The 20,302-nt window shown below is 57.0% G+C and carries 17 protein-coding genes; 8 read left to right on the top strand and 9 right to left on the bottom strand.

What is annotated here, in order from left to right; translation table 11 throughout:
• The first annotated feature begins 67 nt into the window (after window positions 1–67).
• Complete coding sequence (locus tag HYPDE_RS00790; RefSeq protein ID WP_015596409.1) at window positions 68–499, top strand: EamA family transporter; 432 nt, start codon at window positions 68–70, stop codon at window positions 497–499.
• 23 nt (window positions 500–522) lie between these two features.
• Here HYPDE_RS00790 and HYPDE_RS00785 read toward each other — a convergent pair whose 3' ends face one another.
• Together HYPDE_RS00785 and HYPDE_RS00780 are read right to left on the bottom strand one after the other, a co-directional pair.
• The gene (locus HYPDE_RS00785) at window positions 523–858 is read right to left on the bottom strand and encodes a tetratricopeptide repeat protein (protein WP_041319707.1); all 336 of its coding nucleotides are present in this window, start codon (window positions 856–858) and stop codon (window positions 523–525) included.
• A 52-nt stretch (window positions 859–910) separates the two neighbouring features.
• Window positions 911–1,270, bottom strand: a complete 360-nt coding sequence (locus HYPDE_RS00780) for a hypothetical protein (protein WP_244437744.1) — start codon at window positions 1,268–1,270, stop codon at window positions 911–913.
• 419 nt (window positions 1,271–1,689) lie between these two features.
• Between HYPDE_RS00780 and HYPDE_RS00775 the strand changes: the two genes are divergently transcribed.
• Together HYPDE_RS00775 and HYPDE_RS00770 are read left to right on the top strand one after the other, a co-directional pair.
• The gene (locus HYPDE_RS00775; RefSeq protein WP_015596406.1) at window positions 1,690–2,367 is read left to right on the top strand and encodes a response regulator transcription factor; all 678 of its coding nucleotides are present in this window, start codon (window positions 1,690–1,692) and stop codon (window positions 2,365–2,367) included.
• Window positions 2,339–3,784, top strand: a complete 1,446-nt coding sequence (locus HYPDE_RS00770; RefSeq protein WP_244437743.1) for a sensor histidine kinase — start codon at window positions 2,339–2,341, stop codon at window positions 3,782–3,784. The genes HYPDE_RS00775 and HYPDE_RS00770 overlap by 29 nt, the downstream gene beginning before the upstream one ends.
• Here HYPDE_RS00770 and HYPDE_RS00765 read toward each other — a convergent pair.
• Together HYPDE_RS00765 and HYPDE_RS00760 are read right to left on the bottom strand one after the other, a co-directional pair.
• Window positions 3,781–5,157 (bottom strand): ATP-binding protein, encoded by a 1,377-nt coding sequence (locus HYPDE_RS00765; RefSeq protein WP_015596404.1) that lies wholly within the window; start codon window positions 5,155–5,157, stop codon window positions 3,781–3,783. The genes HYPDE_RS00770 and HYPDE_RS00765 overlap by 4 nt on opposite strands.
• A 5-nt stretch (window positions 5,158–5,162) precedes the next feature.
• Window positions 5,163–5,855: a response regulator transcription factor gene (locus tag HYPDE_RS00760; RefSeq protein WP_015596403.1), complete on the bottom strand. Its 693-nt coding sequence runs from the start codon at window positions 5,853–5,855 to the stop codon at window positions 5,163–5,165.
• A 212-nt stretch (window positions 5,856–6,067) separates the two neighbouring features.
• Here HYPDE_RS00760 and HYPDE_RS00755 point away from each other — a divergent pair, with 212 nt between their 5' ends.
• The 4 genes from HYPDE_RS00755 to HYPDE_RS00730 all read left to right on the top strand — a co-directional run bounded on the left by HYPDE_RS00755 (window position 6,068) and on the right by HYPDE_RS00730 (window position 12,695).
• Entirely contained in the window at window positions 6,068–7,045 is a 978-nt protein-coding gene (locus HYPDE_RS00755) for an efflux RND transporter periplasmic adaptor subunit (protein WP_244437742.1), read from the top strand.
• 3 nt (window positions 7,046–7,048) lie between these two features.
• Window positions 7,049–10,213 (top strand): efflux RND transporter permease subunit, encoded by a 3,165-nt coding sequence (locus HYPDE_RS00750; RefSeq protein WP_015596401.1) that lies wholly within the window; start codon window positions 7,049–7,051, stop codon window positions 10,211–10,213.
• Window positions 10,144–10,503 (top strand): DUF3240 family protein, encoded by a 360-nt coding sequence (locus HYPDE_RS00745; protein WP_081625061.1) that lies wholly within the window; start codon window positions 10,144–10,146, stop codon window positions 10,501–10,503. Before HYPDE_RS00750 ends, HYPDE_RS00745 begins: the two co-directional genes overlap by 70 nt.
• An 839-nt stretch (window positions 10,504–11,342) precedes the next feature.
• Complete coding sequence (locus HYPDE_RS00730; protein WP_041319702.1) at window positions 11,343–12,695, top strand: ferredoxin reductase family protein; 1,353 nt, start codon at window positions 11,343–11,345, stop codon at window positions 12,693–12,695.
• Between the two features lie 63 nt (window positions 12,696–12,758).
• Here HYPDE_RS00730 and HYPDE_RS18340 read toward each other — a convergent pair whose 3' ends face one another.
• The 4 genes from HYPDE_RS18340 to HYPDE_RS18575 form a co-directional block, all read right to left on the bottom strand.
• Entirely contained in the window at window positions 12,759–13,319 is a 561-nt protein-coding gene (locus HYPDE_RS18340; RefSeq protein WP_015596395.1) for a c-type cytochrome, read from the bottom strand.
• A 228-nt stretch (window positions 13,320–13,547) separates the two neighbouring features.
• Window positions 13,548–16,211: a TonB-dependent receptor gene (locus tag HYPDE_RS00720; RefSeq protein ID WP_051112031.1), complete on the bottom strand. Its 2,664-nt coding sequence runs from the start codon at window positions 16,209–16,211 to the stop codon at window positions 13,548–13,550.
• A gap of 522 nt (window positions 16,212–16,733) precedes the next feature.
• The gene (locus HYPDE_RS00715; RefSeq protein ID WP_015596393.1) at window positions 16,734–18,557 is read right to left on the bottom strand and encodes a methanol/ethanol family PQQ-dependent dehydrogenase; all 1,824 of its coding nucleotides are present in this window, start codon (window positions 18,555–18,557) and stop codon (window positions 16,734–16,736) included.
• 141 nt (window positions 18,558–18,698) lie between these two features.
• Window positions 18,699–19,097 (bottom strand): NnrS family protein, encoded by a 399-nt coding sequence (locus HYPDE_RS18575; protein ID WP_244437851.1) that lies wholly within the window; start codon window positions 19,095–19,097, stop codon window positions 18,699–18,701.
• Here HYPDE_RS18575 and HYPDE_RS19495 point away from each other — a divergent pair.
• Window positions 19,063–19,311 carry a hypothetical protein gene (locus tag HYPDE_RS19495; RefSeq protein ID WP_015596391.1) on the top strand — a complete coding sequence of 83 codons (249 nt, stop codon included), beginning with the start codon at window positions 19,063–19,065 and terminating at the stop codon, window positions 19,309–19,311. The genes HYPDE_RS18575 and HYPDE_RS19495 overlap by 35 nt on opposite strands.
• On the opposite strand, the gene HYPDE_RS00705 is transcribed toward HYPDE_RS19495, so the two are convergent.
• Complete coding sequence (locus HYPDE_RS00705) at window positions 19,308–20,201, bottom strand: PfkB family carbohydrate kinase (RefSeq protein WP_144061135.1); 894 nt, start codon at window positions 20,199–20,201, stop codon at window positions 19,308–19,310. The two genes, HYPDE_RS19495 and HYPDE_RS00705, sit on opposite strands and share 4 nt — an antisense overlap.
• Window positions 20,202–20,302 lie beyond the last annotated feature (101 nt).

Here is a 20,302-nt window from a genome sequence, read left to right as displayed (position 1 = left end):
GCCATGGCGATGACATACAAATCCGATGGTCAACAACTAGAAGCCTGCACGCATAGGAACTGATATAGTGACATTCAAATTCGGCTGGCTCGTATGGGCTCTTCTGTCGGCAACCTTCGCAGCGTTGACAGCTATCTTTGCAAAAATCGGTGTTGCCAACGTCAACTCGGACCTCGCGACATTCATCCGCACCGTGGTGATCATGGCGGCCCTGGGCATCGTTCTTCTTGCGCGCGGCCTTTTGCAACAGATCGGCAACATCTCGCTACACACGTATATATTTCTTGTGCTCTCCGGCTTGGCCACGGGAGCATCGTGGTTCTGCTATTTCAGGGCGCTGCAGATCGGCGATGCTGCTGTTGTCGCGCCAATCGATAAGCTCGGCGTCGTTCTGGTCGCGATATTTGGGGTAACGTTTCTCGGAGAATCTCTTTCCCTCGTGAACTGGTTCGGTATCGCGATGATGGCTTCCGGAGCCATATTCGTAGCTTGGCGATGACGAATTCCGTATGCGAGGTCAATTCAACCTCCCGTTCTTGAAAGAGTTTGATTCACGGTTTCGAGCCGTTGGCGTGCCCATCGGTTTTCCGGGTCAAGTTTAAGCGCATGCTCAAGATCAAGCTTTGCGTGATGCAATTCACCCAAATCCGCAAATGCGACGCCGCGATTGTAATAGGCATCAGAGCGATTAAGGGTCTGGCTGTCCGTTGCAACAATGAAACGGGAACACGCCGCTAGAGCGTCGATGGGTGCAAGCTCTGAACCAAGGCAAGTTTGCCGGTCCATACCTTCACCAGCGGATGTGTCCGGCCTGTCGCATCCAGTGGCGCCGCAAAGAAAGCCGATGATGATGAGCACAACCAGGTGTCGATTGTCGGATATGCATGGAATCACACCGGGCACCATTCAGCTAATGCCAAGTGATCATGGCGAGAAACTTTTGCCAGACCGCCACTAAGGCATTTTGCGGTGCTTGCGCGGAAGCATCCGGCGTCGGCACTTGAGCGGGCGGATGCTGCTGCTCGAAGGTCGGTGCTACGGGAGCTTCTCCAAGAATTGCGCGCTTTGCCTCTTTGAGCGAAAAACTTTTTACGGGCCAGTTGAGACACGTCGTTCCCTTCAAAGCATGACATCCCTTGGCAACGTATGACGCCTTAATGACCTTGACGCAGGCTGCGTCCAGGAGTTCTGCACCGAACGGCAGTGTCTCGACTGCTTCCGACTTTCTGATTTCACAGCGGACGTTCAAATTCGGCTGGGTGCAGGTCACGCAGGCAGTTCCCGCGCCAGCTCGCGAGTTCATAAGGAGCAAGCTGGCGACGAGCGCAATCCTATATTTTCGGCGAGCACGTCCTGCCGGATGGAACATCTGCTCACCCCCCTCATCCGGCTTCGAAATTTAGAGGAGGGTCTGCTCTCAATAAGGCGGCACTATCGCCGACTTGTATGATTCCACGCCGTCAAAATGCTTCGGCCGCCACAAACCATACAGATTGCTAATGTTTCCGCCTCAGTCCGATCACTTTGCGTTCCCAGTCACGATAGCGGACTCGGAAGCCTTGCACCCAAGGTGGTTGAGCGGCGCTTCCAAGTATGATCTTAGATCGATGAAACTGTGAATCCCCTCCCTTCTAGGAGACGGCAGCCGAACGGCGTTTCCGATAATATATTTTCCAACGATGATCCCTTATGCGAATTCTTCTCATCGAAGACGATGACCAAACTGCAAAACTCGTCAAGCAGAGTCTCGTAAAGCATGGCTATGATGTTGACGTTTCGAACGACGGCCAGACTGGCTTCAAGCACGCCATTGTCGGCGGGTTCGACGTTTTGGTCATCGACCGTATGCTACCGGGTATGGACGGGCTTTCCATCGTCCAACGTCTTCGGGCGGCCCGGATCAGTTCACCTATTCTGTTCTTGACCGCGGTTGGCGGCATTGAGGATAGGATAGAAGGCTTTGAAAGCGGTGCTGACGATTACCTCGTCAAGCCATTTGCGCTCGGTGAGCTCGTCGCGAGGGTCTCTGCTCTCGGTCGACGGCCTCCAATTGCGCATGAAGATTTCCATTTTAAGATCGCCGATCTTGAGGTCGATTTGATCAAGAGGGAGGTCAAACGCGGCGGAGAGATCATCCGTTTACAGCCGCGCGAGTTCCGCATGCTGGAAATCCTGGTACGCAATCGCGGCCGCGTTGTCACACGCTCGATGCTGCTCGAGCAAGTTTGGGATTTGGAACTCGATCCCAAAACGTCTATCGTGCAAACGAATGTCAGTCGATTACGATTAAAAATCGATCGGCCCGGCGACATTCCTCTGCTACGTACCGTAAGGGGTCTTGGTTATCGCATCGATGATAAAGACTAGACTGACACAGCGCGCGGCTATTCGACTGGCGGCACTGGTCGCGGTGATCGTTTCGCTGACAAATCTCGCAATTTTTTCAGTATTGTATTTCACGATCAGTGGACAGCTCGTCGACAACCTCAAAGCTCACGTTGACGAAGTGCGCAAGACGTTGTCGGACATGGAGGTCAGGGGTGGATTCGAGGGGATTGCCGCGACGGTCCGTCGTCATGCAGCGGTCGCACAGTCAAACGAAGACATTTACCTCCTTGTGGACAGCAAGGGTGAGTACGTTGCCGGTAACATCCGGGTAATCCCTCGCTTCCCGGATTGGAGGACGATCCCATGGGAAGAGTTGCCATTGATCGGGACCTGGACGGCGCCGCGTGCAAGCACGGCCGTGCTTGGAAGATGGACACCGGTGAAAAATGGCGCCCTGTTCGTTGGGGATGGAAATGGCGACATCAACGATGCACAGCGCGCCCTTTTGAATGGGCTTTTGTGGGGTATTGGGCTGTCAATCCTCTTCGCCATGATCGGAGGCTATATTTCCGGTATGAGCGCACAACGACGCATCGCAAAGATGGATGCCGTCCTTAATGCCGTCGCGTCTGGCCGCCTACAAGAACGCGTCCCCCTAAGCCGCGCCAGAGATGATCTTGACCAAGTTTCGGCGTTGATCAATGCGACGCTCAACAGATTGCAGGCTCTCATCGATAACTTGAAACAAGTATCGACGGATATCGCCCATGACCTGCGAACGCCAATAGCCCGCATGCGGCAGAAACTCGAAATCGCGCAATCGGGCCCACCAGACCTCTCTGTATATCAAGAGGTCGTGGGCGCAGCTGTTGAGGAAATTGACGAAATTTCGGAAACGTTCGATGCCCTGCTGAGGATTTCGGAAATCGAATCCGGGGCGCGAAAGACAAAGTTTGTTGATGTCGAACTCAACAGCCTGCTTATCAATATCCTCGATGCGTTGGAAGTTGTCGCCGAGGAGCGGAATCATAAACTTGCTGGATCGATCATCGATTCACCACGCTTGATCGTTCACGGTGACCGGAAACTTCTTAATCAGCTCTTTATCAATCTGATCGAGAACGCAATCATACATTGTCCGCCGGGATCAGATATTCAAGTCGAATTGGTCGAGGAAGACGGACGGCCAAAGGTGAGGGTCAAAGATACCGGACCTGGAATTCCGGCCGAAGAACGCGACAAGGTATTCAGACGTCTATATCGTTTGGAGAAAAGTCGTTCGACAAAGGGAAGTGGTCTCGGTCTAAGTCTTGTGGCGTCCATCGCAGATCTGCATGGAGCAAATATCGCTCTTGCCGATAACAATTCGGGTTTGATCGTCGAAATCGCCTTCCCATCGCGGCAACTGCCTGATGGCGTCAGATTCAGAAATCATATTCTCAGTGATTCAGTTTAGGCCTCTGCAACATCGTTTGCCATATCCGACGCCGAAGGCAGCGTGAGCACAACCCAAAGCCCACCCATGCTCGATTTTTGAAGCCTGACATCGCCACCATAGAGTCGCGCCAGATCTTGTACGATGGCGAGCCCTAGCCCGGATCCGGCTTCGCGGGAATCCCATCGTTCACCGACGTCAAATACGACTTCGAAGGCTTCAGGCGGCAATCCCTTTCCATCATCTTCCACGTGCAGATCGAAAGTCTTGTCAGAGGTAAGCCCATGACACGAGATGCGAACATGAGATTTTGCGTGCTTGCAGGCGTTGTCGACAACATTTGCCAGCATCTCGTTGAGGTCTTGGGGATCGCAGGCGACCAACAGACCATCGGAAACGTCAACGGTTATCGCCACCCCGCTCCCGCCGTACAACCTGCGAAGAGCATTGGCGACTTCCTCTGCGGCTTTGCGAACCTCTGCCACTGTGCCCGGGATCGACCGCAGGGCGACGGCGCGGGCCCGCGAGATCTGATAATCAATCTGGGTTTGCATCTTGCGGCATTGAGTCAGAATCGTCGCCGACGATTGCGGCAACCCGCATTCCTCGATGCGATATGCCTCGTCCGTCAACACGGCGAGAGGGGTCTTTAATCCGTGCGCTAAATTTCCGGCCTGCGTCCGCGCCCTCTGTATCAGCTCTGACGTCGACACAAGCAGGGAGTTGAGGTCGTTGACCAAGGGGAGAACTTCTAGCGGGTATGTGCCCTCCAGCTTTCTGGAAGCGCCAGTTCGCACATCCGCCAGCGAACTCCGCAAGGTATTTAGCGGCTTCAGCGCGTACAAGATCAGGAGTACCGCGCCGACGACCATGGAAAGTCCGAATCCCGTCAGAGCCCATGACAGAATGCTGTGGAACCGGGACACGGCGGCATCGACGTAACGTTGGTCGGTTCCGACAACAAAACGTATCGGCGAGCCGTCGGGTGGTGTCCGCACGGTACGCGCGGCAATGAGAACGGTCCCTGTCGGTCCGACGCTCTTGGCAGTGTGCGTGCCGACGTCCGTCGGGAAATCCGGTGGCATTAACAGCACCGCATCTTCCAGAGAACCCGACTTCGCGAGAACGCTACCCGCTTTCTGGATTTCCCAATAGTAGCCCGACATCGGGATATCATAACGAGGATCGCTGAGATCGTGTGTGAGATGAGGCGCCGTGCCGGGCTTGAATTCCGTCAAGTGAACGAACTCATCCAGGTGTTCGTAGATTTCGATATAGGTCTGATCGGTTACATGTCGCTTGAATACTCCCGACAGAACGAAACCCGCAGAAATCATTCCAAATGTAATCCACAGCGTGGCGGCCAGGATCAGTCGGCGTTTCAAGCTGGTCATGCCGCTCAGTCCATCCGGTACCCGAGCCCGCGCACTGTCGTGATGACGTCAGCGCCAAGCTTCCGCCTCAAGCGGCTGATGTAAACTTCGATGGTATTTGACTCCCGACTGTCCTCAAGAGCGTAGAGATGATCGATCAACTCGGCCTGCGACACGACGCGGCCGATGCGATGCATGAAGTAGGTCAGCATCTTGAGTTCACGCGCAGTCAATTCAATGGACTCGCCATTTTGGCAGACGCGGCTCGAAGCCGTATCGAGCGAGATGCCGCGATGGGTGAGCACCGGGCTCGCAATTCCTGAGGCGCGTCGGATCAGCGCCTTAAGCCTTGCTGCAACCTCGGGGATGTGGAACGGCTTGGTAATATAGTCATCCGCGCCTGCGTTAAGACCGTCGACCTTCTCTGCCCATGTGCCTCGCGCAGTGAGAATCAAAACGGGGATCTTGCGGTCGGACGCGCGCCAGCGCTTGAGAACGTCAAGGCCCTGCATCTGCGGAAGGCCGAGGTCGAGGATTGCCGCGGCGTACGCGTCTTCCATTCCCATGGCATAACCATCAGCCCCGTTGTCGGCGCGTTCGACAGTAAATCCCGCTCGCGCAAGACCGGCAACAAGCCGATCGGCGATTTCATCATCATCTTCGATCAGCAGTATGCGAATGGTCTTCTCCCGCGTGTTCGCGCTTTCTAGCACGATCATTTTGAACTAGCACGATCATCCTGAAATGAACCTGAAAACGGCTGTCAGCCTTACTGCAGGTTCAATTCAGGTTCCTTTCAGATCGGTATCGCATCTCCCCGGAGCACGGCTCGGCCGTCAAAAGGGATGCTTGGATGCCTGGAAGAAATTTAGCTTTTTACGTTCTGGCTTTCATTGCCGTACTTGCGCCGCGGTCCGTGGCGGCAAAGGACGTGAGCATTACCTCTGAGCAGGTCAGGCGTCTCAACATCAAGCTTGAACCCGTGCGATCCGCCAGCACGGAAACGGTCGCTGTCCTGCCCGGCATCGTGGTCCCACCCTTGAACTCGCGGCTTGTTGCCGCCGCACCCTTCGCGGGCACCGTGAACCAAGTGCACGTTCTGCCGGGGCAACACGTCAGCAAGGGCACGCCCATGATCACGGTTTCCAGCCGCGAGCTGCTCGAAGTCCAAAGCCAGCTCGCGCAATCGGAGGCTGAGCTGCAGACGGCAGAGGCCATCGCGCGGCGAAGACGTGCGCTCGCCGATAAGAACTATCAAAATCCCACACTGGCAGACGAAGCGGAGGCGCAGGTCGCGAAGGTCCGCGCTGTTCTTGAGCAGCATAAGCGCGCGACGGCGCTGAACGGAATAATCGCCAGAGAGGACGGGCTATACACCATCCCTGCGCCGTCCGATGGAACGGTGGCGGAAACTCGCGTCATGCCCGGCGACAAAATCGAGGCGATGGCCGCGACTGTCACCATCGACACCAGCGACGAGCTATGGGTCGAGATCCAGACGCCGGCCGACGTCATTGCGCGCGTCAAACCCGGTGACGTCGTACAAATCATCGACGGGCCTGAGGGCAGGGTGGTTTCTGTTGGAGGTTCTCTCGACCGGATAACGCGCTCCGCAGTGATGTTTGCAACCATCCCTGCCGACTCCCACCTCCTTCCCGGCCAGATGGTCACCGTCAGCATTCTGCGTCCAACCGTAACAGGCGCCCTGAATGTACCCGCTTCGGCTGTCGTCAAAATCGACAATCGACCAGCGGTATTTGTGCGCAGCGAATCGGGATTCACGCTCGTGGCCGTGGAACTGCGCGGCAGCTCTCCCAAGAACGCAACGATCTTAGGCCCAGTGGCAAGCAAAGCGCAGGTCGCAACGAGCGGTCTCCCACAGCTTGAGCGGCTATTGGCAGGAGAGTAGCGAATGTTGCGCCGTCTCATCGAGTTCTCCCTCACGCAGCGGATCTTTATGCTGGCGATGTCCTGCCTTGTTGCGGCTGGCGGTTTCTATGCTTTCCGGACAATTCCAATCGACGCATTTCCGAACATCTCGCCCGTTCAGGTGAAGATGATCCTGAAAGCCCCGGGCATGACGCCGGAGGAGGTGGAGACAAGGATCATTACCCCGATCGAGATGGAGCTACTCGGCATCCCGGGGCAAACGGTCCTGCGGTCGGCGGCAAAATACGCGATTGCCGATATCACTCTCGATTTTGCCGATGGAACCGACATCTACTGGGCGCGTCAGCAAGTTGCGGAACGCCTGGCTGGTGTGCGCGCCGATCTGCCCAAGGACGTCACAGGCGGCCTTGCGCCGGTCTCCACACCGCTTTCAGACGTCTTCATGTTCACAATCGAGGGCGGCGACTTGACGCTCGAACAGCGCCGCAGCCTGCTTGATTGGACGATACGTCCGGCGCTTCGTACCATTCCCGGCGTTGCCGACGTCAATGCCCTCGGCGGCATGGTTCGGACGTTCGAAATCATACCCAACCAAGCCGAGCTTGCGTCCGCCGGCCTCGGCATTCCGGATCTTGCCGCCGCCATCGAGTCGAATAATCGCAACGACGGTGCAGGGAGATTGCACGAAGGCGAAAAGGCGCTCGTCGTGCGCGCTCACGGAGCTATCGAGACTCCCAAAGACCTCGCGCAGATTGTCCTTAAACGGGATGGCTCGCGAGTGTTGCGTCTTGGCGATGTCGCGAAGATTGAGATCGGGAGTCTGACTCGATACGGCGCTGTTACCAAGGATGGAAAGGGCGAAACCGTTGAAGGCTTGGTCTTGTCGTTGCGCGGCGCCGACGCCAGCGCCATCGTCAAATCCGTTCGACAGCGGCTCGAGGATCTAAAGGCCAGTTTACCGCAAGGGGTGCGGATCGACGTTTTCTATGATCGCTCCGATCTCATCGCCAGTGCGGTCGGCACGGTAAAAAAAGCACTGCTTGAGGCCACGGTTCTCGTGGTGCTCTTGCTGGTGGCCTTCCTAGGAAACTTGCGCGCAGCGCTCGTCGTCGCTGTTACGTTGCCGCTCGCCGCTCTCATGACGTTCGTCATGATGCATCTTTTCGGCATGTCGGCGAACCTGATGAGCCTCGGCGGACTGGCGATTGCTATCGGCCTCATCGTCGATGCAGCGGTTGTCGTTGTCGAGAACACGGTCGAACGGCTTCAGCACAATCAAGGATCCGCAGCGGTACCAAAGCTGCACACCGTCTATCAGGCTGCGAGCGAGGTCGCAGTACCTGTCGCAGCCGGTATTCTGATCATCTGTCTCGTATTTCTGCCGTTGCTGTCACTGCAGGGCCTCGAAGGCAAGCTGTTCGGCCCGGTCTCACTTACGATCATCTTCGCCTTGAGTAGCTCACTGATTTTGTCGCTCACCCTGATCCCCGTTTTTGCCTCGCTGATGCTCAACGTCAGTCCGCATTCGGAACCGCTGCTGATGCGGTTTCTCAATCGGGGCTATCGCGCACTGCTCAAAGTCTGCCTTGCCTTCCCGCTGCCGGTTTATCTGGTCGCTGTCATGGGCATCGGTCTCATGGGTGTCGCTTATAGCGCAATCGGAAAATCGTTTATGCCGACGATGGATGAAGGGGCTGTGATTATGCAGATCACCAAGCATCCTTCGATCAATTTGCAGGCGAGCATCGAAGGCGACCTTCAAATCCAGCGCACACTTAAGGAAAAGGTGCCGGAAATCGAGCGCATCGTAGCGCGTGTCGGTTCAGACGAATTGGGGCTCGACCCCATGGGTCTCAACGAGACCGACACGTTCATGGTCCTAAAGCCGAAGCACGAGTGGCGCGTCCCGGATAAGGCGTGGCTTATGGAACAGCTTCGCGCGGCAATGGCAGATCTGCCAGGCTATGAGTTTGCGTTTACACAACCAATCGAGATGCGGACCAACGAAATGCTGACCGGGGCCCGCGGTGACCTCGCCGTCAAGATTTTCGGACCAGACATCAAAACGCTTTCGAATCTTGCGGGAAAAATTCAGGAGACGCTGAGCAAGGTGGCGGGCGCCGCGGAAGTTTCGACCGTCGCCAACGATACCGTCGACTATCTTCAAATCAATGTCGATCGTCTCGCCGCAGGCCGCACAGGCCTTTCGGCAACAAGGCTTCAGGATGAGCTTCGCTCAACTCTTGAGGGCTCCACCGCAGGCATCGTCGCGGAGCCGGGTCGCAGAACCAACATCATTCTACGCGGCGCACAGAACGTTCGTGAGGCGCCTGCGATTTTTGCTGCGACTCAGCTCGCGGCAGGTGATGGAGGCCTAGTTCGCGTCGGCGATGTTGCAAAGCTTGAGCGCGTCGCGGGCCCGGTCAAGATTGATCGCGAGAATGCGTCGCGTTTTGCCATCGTGCAGGCCTACGTTACCGGCCGCGATCTGGTGGGGTTTGTCGAGGAGGCCCAACGTGCCGCTGCCGCTCAGGTGCCGCTGCCCCAAGGTTACTACCTTGTTTGGGGCGGCCAGTTCGAAAACCAGCGTCGCGCCGCCGCCCGTCTCGCAATCGTCGTACCGATTGCACTTGGCCTGATCTTTGGCGTCCTCTTCGCCGTGCTGCGCTCGATCCGGCAGGCGCTTCTTATTCTTGTCAACGTACCGTTCGCTCTTGTTGGGGGTGTTCTCGCGCTTTGGGTTTCTGGCGAATACCTCTCGGTTCCCGCTTCGGTCGGTTTCATCGCGCTTCTCGGCATAGCCGTGCTGAATGGACTGGTGCTCGTCAGCCACTTCAACGAGTTGCTGGCCGTAGGCGCAAGCGTTGCCGAGGCCGTATTTGAGGGAGCGCTTCGGCGGCTTCGGCCAGTGCTGATGACCGCCAGCATCGCCGCGTTCGGGCTCGTCCCTCTGCTGTTCGCCAATGGCCCGGGCTCCGAAATCCAGAAGCCGCTCGCCATCGTTGTCATTGGCGGTCTCGCGACCTCAACCGCGCTGACACTTATCCTGCTGCCGATTCTGTTTCGCCGTTTCGGAATAGCCGGAGAACGGCCCACGAACCCAACCGGACAACTCGCATGGACAAATTCCTTTGTAAGCTCACGCTCGTCTGTCCTCCCGACAGCGCCGACCGCATCATCGAACTGATGCTTTCGTTGGATCCGCCCATTCCAGGCTTCACGACATGGGATGCGGAAGGCCATGGCTTTGGATTCGCAGGCGCCACGGTGAACGAACGTGTGCGGGGGCGCGTCAAGAAGAACCTCATAACCGCAGTCATTGAGCGGGCCGAAGCAGAGCGTCTTTTGCAAATCGTCGCGCAAAAAGTCCCGGTTCCTCACCTCACTTTCTGGATCGAACCCGTTGAGCGTTTTGGCCGGCTGCAGCCGTTGAAACCAACCCGCACGAATCCCCTCGATCGGGAGACATGCCAATGAGTCTCGATCTGCTCACTGAAACCATTCTGACCTTCGCAGGGCCGCTCCTGTTTGTGGGGAGTGTTTGGGCCCTGGCGGTATGGGCGCTCAACTTTTCGGATGCGCGGACACAGTGGTACCGCCGGTTCATCCCAGCCAGTCCAACCAATCCAAAACCGAAAGCCGCTCGGCCATTCAAGGACAAACCTAGAGACACAAGCTCTAACATTTGAGGAGCATCGAAGATGCGCAGCATTACTATACTACCATTATTGGCCGCGATCGCGAGTCTGAGCGCTGGCGGAAGTGCTTTCGGACAAACCGGAGCTTCAATCACGGACCCTCCGGCGAAAGGCGCAGCTTTTGAAGAGCTGATCCACCTCGCGGACGCACGCAACTATCGGCACTGCCACAACATCCACACCCGCGTTTACTGCCACCGGCGCGATCGTCTTCCGATGAATTGGCCGCCGCTGTCGGACACGCCGAGCCAAGACAGGCAAAAGCCCCGAAGCGTACCCGAGCGTCCGCCCCACGCTTTGGATCAGGCCTAGTTTAAACGAGAGCCGAGAATGGCCGAAGAGAATAGAAGGTGGCCGTACCATATCGCGATCCCTGCGAAGATTTGCCAGGGGACCAATTGGCTCGTCATTATGGACTTCTGTAAGGGGTTCAAAATTTGCGACATACACTATTCAGTAAAACGCAATGACATAGATTATATCGTCTACATGTTTTCCGATTATAACCAAGCGGAGAAATTCCGCTCACGGTTCAATGGCGAGTTCATCGAACCAAGGGATTAGTCGGCACCGACAAGTAGAGCGCCTCGCAGACTGATGTATTAAAGTTGCTGAAGCATGCGTGTAATCAAATACTCTTTCTGGATCTTCTTGGCAGCGCTGACTGCGTTGTGGTTTGTCGCCGAGCCCCGGGCATTCGCACCGGACAATTTCTTCGCTTTCCGCTCGGTGATGATGCAATACACGGGCATTCTCGCCATTGGCTGCATGAGCCTCGCCATGGTGCTCGCGCTTCGCCCACGATGGCCCGAGCCGTGGTTCGGCGGCTTGGACAAGATGTACCGTCTGCACAAGTGGTTGGGCATCGGCGCTCTGGTTATGGCCGTCTTGCACTGGTTGTGGGCCAACGGGCCGAGGTGGGCTGTAAGCCTCGGGCTTCTCGAACGTCCAGCGCGCGGACCGAGGCCACACGCAGCAAGTCAGGTCGAGCAGACCCTGTCGAGTCTCCGCCATAGTGCCGAGCAAGGCGGCGAATGGGCTTTCTACGTGGCCGTCCTGCTCATTGCCATTGCTCTCATCCAGCGCATTCCTTACCGCTTCTTCTATCAAACCCACAAGCTGCTCGCCGCCGCCTATCTCGTGCTGGTCTTCCACTCCATCGTGCTCACCAGGTTCTTCTACTGGTCGTCTCCCATCGGCATCGTCACGGCGGTGTTGATGGCCGGTGGCGTATGGGCCGCCGTTAACGTCCTCCTGGGTCGCGTGGGCATTCACCGGCGCGTCCTGGGCCGCATCGCGTCTCTTGATTATTATCCTGGTGTTAGGGTTCTCGAAGCCGGGATCGATGTTCCCTCCGGATGGCCCGGCCATCAACCCGGTCAATTCGCTTTCGCCACGTCAGACCCAAGCGAGGGCGCACACCCCTACACCATCGCCTCCGCATGGAGCGCAACTAACCGCCGCATCAATTTCATTGTGAAGGAGCTAGGCGATCATACCCGCCGGCTCAGGGACAAGCTTGTCGTAGGACAAGAGGTCAGGATTGAAGGACCTTATGGATGCTTCACCTTCAACGACACCTGTCCGCATCAAATCTGGATCGGTGCCGGCATCGGCATCACCCCATTCATTGCCCGAATGAAATACCTCGCGCAGCTTCGCAAGAATGACCAAGCGCTTCCGCCCCAAAAGATCGACCTTTTTCATCCTACGGCCGATTACGATGAGGTGGCGGAGCGCAAGCTCAGAGCGGATGCGGAGGCCGCCGGCGTGCGCCTGCATTTCCTTGTCGACGCGCGCCATGGGCTTCTCAATGGCGAGCGTATTCGCGCCGAAATTCCGGACTGGCCGGAAGCGAGCATCTGGTTTTGCGGTCCGTCGAGGTTCGGCGAAGCCCTGCGGCGGGATTTCGCCCAGAAACGGTTCCCGGTTCACGAGCGGTTTCATCAGGAACTTTTTGCGATGCGCTGAGCGGCGGCCTCTCCGCATGGTGCACGCAGTTTGCACCAAGGAATAAAGGCGGAGATACGTCAGTTATTTTTCTTGATGCGTCCTGAGATAAGCGGTCAAGGCCAAGACGAGCTGTTCCGCTTCCTTTTCGGAAAGTTCCTTGCGGAAATACTTTTCCCAGGAGAGCAGGCGCATCGTACCATGCCCACTGATGCCGCCGTTGCGGATGGTTTCGGCCACGTCCTGGTCCGGAAAGTGCCCTCCGTTTCGTTTGGCAATTCCGGTAAGGTCGGGGATCTCTTCTTTCAGGGACTCCGCGAACAGCGGCGGTCTGTTTTCAACGCTGTGACACGCGGCGCAGTATGTAAAGTACGTCTGCTCTCCGAGCGCGGTGAGATCGGCGTCTTGGGCAAATGAGAGGAAAGGGGTAGCAACGATGGTAGTTGCAATGGCCAATGCGCACGATAGCTTCGACATCAGCGTCTCCCAAATGGTTGACGGATTTCGCCAGTAAGTCCGAGCTAGGAACGCGGCGCCTTGACGCAAATCACTGAAGCTCAGGTGTTCCCAATCAAGGAGTGTCGCATTCGGTGCGCAGGTCTGAATCGTCAGCGCCCTCGCCACTTCGGTCAGCCTTGGCGACATGAGTAAGAAATTGCAGTCAGTTACTGGAGTTTGCCCGATTGCCTGGGAGAGCGCCGCGACGACATATCAGGTGAGAAGCTATCGACAAATTCACAAGCGACGCCCAGACCAAGCAGGGCCGCGCACGAACGTATCAAACGCCGCTGCCAACCGAGCTTACCTCACCCCGGCCAATAGACCAACGCCGCATTATCGTTTGGCTGCTTCCCGTACATGCCAAGACTTAGCTTAGAACTTGAACTTCATGCCACCATACGCGGCGAACGGCATGGAAGGAACGATGGTCCGCGCGTCGGTGAAATCGATCGTACCGAGGGAGGCTTCGGTGCCTTCGATGAAATCGATCGTACCGAGGGAGGCTTCGGTGCCTTCCGCGGTGTTGAAATAGTTTCCGAAGGTCCCATAGCGGTTGTCGAAGAGGTTGTTGATCAATCCGTAGATTTGGATGTGATCGGTGATGTCGTATGAGGTGTGAAGGTTCACCTGCGCGTAGCCGGCAAGAGGTTTGTTCAGGTTTGCTTCATCACCGAAGAAAACTTGGTCACTTGAAGCGATGAGATCGGAGCCGAACTTCCATTTCGGCGTCAGCCAATAATCGAATCCGGCCTTGAAGCGGTGTCGAGGCACGCCTGGAAGCCTGTCACCCGGCCGAACGTTGATGCATTTCTCGGTCGGATCGCCAGCGCAGGGCACGACGTCGGGTGACGGATTGTTCGGCGATGCAAGCTCGAGCGACGATTGAAACGTCGGATCGATGAAGGCGTAATTTGCATAAAGGAACAAACGCTGCGTTTGGTAGCTGATGGACGCTTCGATACCCTGGCGCAGGGTATCGCCGGCATTCTGGAAGAAGCCGCGTCCGGATGTCGGGGAAGCAACGCTAATGATATCGTCTTGATTGAGCGTCCTGAAGAGTCCGAAGCTCCAGTTGATCTTTTCATTCGTCAGCGCGTTTAGAGATTCGCCGCGAAATCCCACTTCACCGGTGCGCGACACCACCTGTTTCAGCGGAGGGTCGCCAGTGAGGAAGCTCTCAATGATGCAAGGATTGTCAGGATCGGCGCACGCAAGTTCGGCTGGCGTCGGTGCGCGGTTCGCCTCGGCGTAGCTCGTATAGAAGGTCAGGCCTTTTGCCAGTTCATACGTTGCGCCACCCATCGGGTTGAAGCGCTGATAGGTGTGCGATCCGTTCAAGAACGGATCCTCGCCGGTTTTGTCTTCCAACGTCACTCTTGCGAAGTTGTAGCGTCCGCCGACGGTCAGACTGAGGCGATCGTTGACGTCGAAGGTATCGGTGAAATAGAGGCCGTAATAATCGTTGGTCGTCGTCAAACTGCGTGGTGAGATATCCGCCGGCCCCGTCAGGGGGATGCCGAGCGGCGAAATGGTGAAATTCGGTCCGATTGCACCAAGGGCACTGTTTGCTCCATAGATGACGTGACCGTGATCGATGCTGCCGCCAAGCAGGAACTGGTTGTTGTGGTCGAAAAGCTTTGCTCGTTCGACGGCCTGCAGCGACCCGCCGAAACTGTCGGTATTTTGGGATATCCGGTCGAGCGATCCGAGCGGAGCGCCGCCGCCAACGGACGATGGTATCTCGGCGCCTCCGGAGGTCGTCAGCGGGTCGCCATCAAGACAAAGGTTGCCATCGCCGCAGTCCTCCACCTCCAAAATGTTACCGTCGAGATGGGCCTGCTGGAAATGCCGGTAATACGTAACGCCGGAGAACGTCAGCGTATTCGTCGCCTTCACGGACCCATTGATCGAGACCATCTCCATGTCATTCTGGGTGGTCTGCGGATTGGTATAGACGCGGTTCCAACCTTCATCGAGCAACTGAACGGGCGCAGCCGTTACAGCGCCGACGAAATTATCCGCGCCAGTGAAATTGACGTGAAACTCGGCATCGCGATTCTTGAACCCAAGGTCGGCGTACATGCGGTGAATTTCAGCAGGCGAAAACTGGCGCCAGCCGTCGTCGTTGATGTCCTCGGCCGCGATGAACATGGCCCAGTTGCCGCTTTGCGCCCCGATAGCTCCCGAACCTTGGATGCGCCCGAACGAACCGCCGCGAACGTCAAATTCAGCGCCGTGGAAGTTGAACCCGTCCCTCATATCGATGCTGATCGCGCCGCCGATGGCATTCAGGCCGAACACCGGGTTGCTGCTCATCACCGTCATATTGGAGATTGCGTTCGACGGCAGGAAATCCCAATTGACGATGTCGCCGAACGCCTCGTTGATGCGCACGCCGTTTTGATAGACGGCCAGACCTTGCGGCACGCCGTTGACGGGTGACGACGAAAATCCGCGATACTGTACTTCCGTTTGGAATTCGTTGCCCTGCATATCATTTACGATGATGCCGGGAACGCGCGTTTCCAGTACATTCTGCACGGTCACATCGCCGGTGCGCTGGACGTCTGCCGCGGTCACACTGCTCACGCCAATTGGAACTTTTGCGAGCGGAATTTCGCTCCCCGCAACAGGGGACATCTTTATCTCGGACGGCTGAGCCGCTTCGATGGCGGCTGGACTTGGCGGGGGCGCTGGCGCTGCTGCGACAGGCGTTGGGGCCTTCTTAGGTTTCACAGCCTGCTTGACGGGTTTCGGCTTCGCTTTCTGCTGTTGCTGGATCACCTGCACTTCTGGGAGTACCGTGCTCGGATTTTCTGTTCCCGGTGTCGTCGATTGCTGATTTGGCGTTTCCGTAGAAGGTGCCTGCGTAGGAGCGGTCTGCTCGCTCGGTGTGTTAGGTGAAGGCGCGTTCGGTGCGGCCGGCGGTTGCGCTGTCGTCGCCCCGCCTGATTCTTGCGCTAGCGCGGAGGCTGGTCCAACGACTGCGAAAGCAAGGGTGAGCCCCCATGCTGCCGCAAGGATCCGTCCAGCCATCAATTTTACCCCCTGCTTGCGGGCCGCTTTCAAGAGTGTTGCGTTGGCAACACTCCCTGGCGACTCCTGCATCCCCAGTAAGCAGGAATAATTCGTTGCAATTGCAGGTCAATCTTTCCGGCACTTGAATGGAGAGGGACGATCGCATTCGGGCCTGCGCGTTGCTCCAGTGCTACGTCATTCGGGAATTTATTCCTTTGTAACTCGGGATATTTTCCCGATATCGGTGAACAGTGGGAGTTCTTCCCGATGGTTAAATCTCATCGGCTTCATCGCGCAGGAGTTGAAACACATTTTTCCCGAGGCGGTCGCCGCGAACGGCGATAGTGGCGAGGCTCTCCTCAACGACAAGCAGGCCGTGGTTGACTGACTACGGCCGCGTGACGCCGCTGATCGCCAAGGGGTGGCGGAAGACCGTCAGGTCTCCTGTATGAGTTGCGCCGATAGAGTGCAGGTTTTGGCACTTCCTGCAGCATAGGTGAGAAGGGCGCGGACGAAGCCGCGCCCTTGATAGACTGGCATTTAGGGAAGCGCCCATACAGTCAGGGAACCGCCAAGGTTCGTGTAATTCGCCAGCGAGGCATAGCCTCCGACAGCGCCGAGGCCGTCTGTCGGATTCGTCAAGCCCGCAGCAAGGCCGATACCCGCCCAACCGCCGACGCCCGAATACACGCCGATGTATTGTTTGCCGTTGTGCTCGTACGTAAAGACGTTCCCGATGATACCCGATGGCGTTTTGTATTTATACAGTTCCTTGCCATCCTTCTGGTCGAGGCATTTGAAGTATCCTTCGAGCGTTCCATAGCACACGATGCCACCAGCAGTCGTCAGCGCGCCCGACCACACCGAGAACTCTTCGGGTTTCGACCAGACGATCTTGCCCTTGCTTGCGTCCCACGCAATGAAGTTGCCCATGTGGCCTTGCTCGCCCTTCGGCGGGTACATGGATAGCGTCGCGCCGACATAGGGCTGGCCGGCCGTGTAGGAGACCTTGAACGGCTCGTAATCCATGCAAACGTGGTTGGTCGGAACATAGAAGAGCTTAGTCTGCGGTGAATAGGACGCAGGTTGCTCGTCTTTCGATCCGAGGGCTGCTGGACAGACGTCTTTGGTGTTGTTGTCTTGCCCATTCTTGAAGGTCGACTTCGCTGCCACGCGCTCCGGTCGGCCATATTCGGCGCTTTTTGGATCGAGATTGATCGCTGTCGCCCAATTCACCACCGGATCGTATTTGTCAGCGACGAGAGGAATACCTGTCTTGCGATCGAGGGTATAGGCGAAGCCGTTGCGATCGAAATGGACCAGGACATTGTGTTTCTCGCCGTTGATTGTCATATCGTCGGCCAAGATCATCTCATTGATGCCGTCGTAATCCCATTCGTCGAAGGGCGTCATCTGGTAAGCCCACGCCGCTACGCCGGTATCGGGGTTGCGGGCAAAAATCGTCATCGTCCACTTTTGATCGATGGGTTTTCCATCGGGGCCGGCACGCTGTACGGGGTTCCACGTTCCTGGATTGGCGGTGCCGTAATAGATCAGGTTCAACTTGGGATCGTAGGAATACCATCCCCATGTCGATCCGCCGCCGATCTTCCATTGGTCGCCGTTCCATGTCGAAAGTGAGCTGTCTTTTCCAACCGGCTTGCCGAGAAACATTGTGTGCTCGGGATCAACCAATATGTCTTTGTCGGATCCGGTCGACCACGCCCGCCAGGCAAGCTTGCCATCCGAAATATTGTAGGCGGTGAGGCGTCCGCGGATGCCGTACTCAGCGCCGGAGATGCCGACGATGACCTTGTCTTTGACGATGAGAGGAGCGCTCGTGCCGGTCTCTCCCTTCTTCGGATCGCCGTTGACGACTTTCCACTTTTCCTTTCCCGTCTTGGCATCAAGCGCCACGAGTGTCGTGTCAGCCTGGTAAAGGAAGATCGTACCATCGGCGTATTGCACCCCGCGGTTGACGGTGTCGCAGCACATGACAGGGATGACCGACGGATCTTGCTTTGGCGTGTATTTCCAGACGATCTTCTCGTTGTTGTCGAGGTCGAGTGCGTAAACGATATTGGGGAAGGGCGTGTGCACGTACATCAGGTTGCCGATGACGAGAGGCGAGCCTTCATGACCTCTGAGAACGCCGGTCGAAAAGGTCCATTCCGTGCGTAATGAACCGACATTCTTCGTGTTGATCTGGTCGAGCTTCGAATAGCGGTGGTTGCTATAGTCTCCTTGCTGCATGGCCCAATTGCTGGGATTTTCCGTCTCCTTGAAGACGCTTTCGTTTGCAGATGCGGGGCTTACAGACAAGACCGCAAGACTGACGCCGAATAGGAATGCGCTTTTCCGCATTTGTATACTCCTTGAACGTGCCGCGTCTTGCCTGATGTTGCGCGTTACGCTCATGGAGGATGATTTCCCAATTACATTTTCGAATGTTCCCGTGAGGTAATTTTTATGGAACTCGCGAGGACTTCATCGGTTTACCAAAGCTCACTGTACGCGAAATCCAAAAGCAGCGCGAAATGCAAAAGCAAAAGAGCCGAACGCGTATTGGCAATCGTTCGATTCAACTATCGTGATCCCTATTTCTGAAGGTGCCTCGTTTGGAACAATGGGTGAGTCAGCAACGCTTCTAATCCAGTCTCGGCAAAACGAGCGTGCAGCCGTAAAGAACCGCGAAGCCGCCGAACGCTGCGATCCAAGCGACGGCCGGATAGCGGCAACAGCACGAGCGTCCACTGCGGATAAACGCCGGCGGCGGTCCAAGCCCGCAATCAGCCCTAACCCATAGAGCACGACGGTTCCGGCGGATGCGGTCGGCGAGCGTCCTGTATGTACGCGCGACGCCCACGTCATGACCGCTAACGTCATCGTTCCGATTGAACCCACTGTCCAAGCGTGCAGCCCGCTCGACGCGATGATCGACGAGCGGAGCTGGCGCGAAGCCCTGACGGATGGCACGGCTTCGACTGTCTTGACTGAAACGCAGTTCGGACAGGCTTGGAGCATCCGCGCCGTCGTCGGCCTGCGCCTGGTTGATGAGAGTAACCTTCTCACACCTCCCGGCGGTGCGCTGCGCCAAGGCTTTTCCGCGTCATCTTAACGTAGCCGGTCAATCTCTTCGCGCGAGGGAAGCGCCGACAGGCTACCCCAGCGAGTGGCCTTTAAGGTCGCACAGCGAACACCCCACGCAACGGCGCTCTCGAGATCCAGGCCGGCGTCAAGTCCCGCGGCCATGACGCCACAACACGTGTCTCCAGCTCCGGTCGTATCAGCGATCTTCATCTCAGGCGCAGCGACAGAGCAGTGCCGCTGTTGGTCCGAGCCATATATCCGCGCGCCATCTGGTCCCAAAGTAATTATGATCTTGTGGCACCCGAACCCCAACATTCGTGCTGCTGCCAAATCGAAGTCATCATGACCCCCAAGTGTGCGGGCTTCTCCGGCATTGAGGATGAGGATATCAATCATTGGCCATAGCCCCGTGTAGTCGAAGAGCGGGGGTGAAGGATTCACAATAGTGCGGACGTTACGTCTTCGCGCGCAGAGTAAAGTATCCTCGGTCGTCGCGCGGTCGGTATTCCCTTGGCTAATGAGCCAATCGTCTGAGCCAAAGTGCTCAAGGGCAGTGAGACCCGATTGCAAATCAATGTGCGCCGTGGCATGTGCCGAGCAGATAATCGAATTCTCACCTCCGGGCAGCAATAGCACAGTGGCCTCATCCGTTGGGCCGGAGCGAATAGGATTCGCAGGGAGCACCATCTGCTCTTCCCGCAAAGCGGCCAATATCTTACGTCCCGGTTCGTCATCTCCCACCATCGCGTGCAGAGTAACCGTTGCACCGGCTCGGGCAGCGGCGACCGCCTGATTCAAGCCCTTGCCACCGCAGTCGACACGGCTATCGCGCGCGATCATCGTCTCGCCCGGATAGGGTAGCCGATCAACAAGGAAGGACCGGTCTAAAACTGCGTTGCCGATGACGAGGATGCTCATGAGGGCGAGTTGCTTCACCTTTCGAAACGGGCCGACGGTTCGCCGTTCGCGTGACCTCGAGAACGAGCGGATCGAACGCGGCTCCCGCAAGCACCGCGCGC

The organism is Hyphomicrobium denitrificans 1NES1, from assembly GCF_000230975.2.
Lineage (GTDB): Bacteria > Pseudomonadota > Alphaproteobacteria > Rhizobiales > Hyphomicrobiaceae > Hyphomicrobium_B > Hyphomicrobium_B denitrificans_A.
This window is presented reverse-complemented; position numbering and strand designations above follow the sequence as displayed.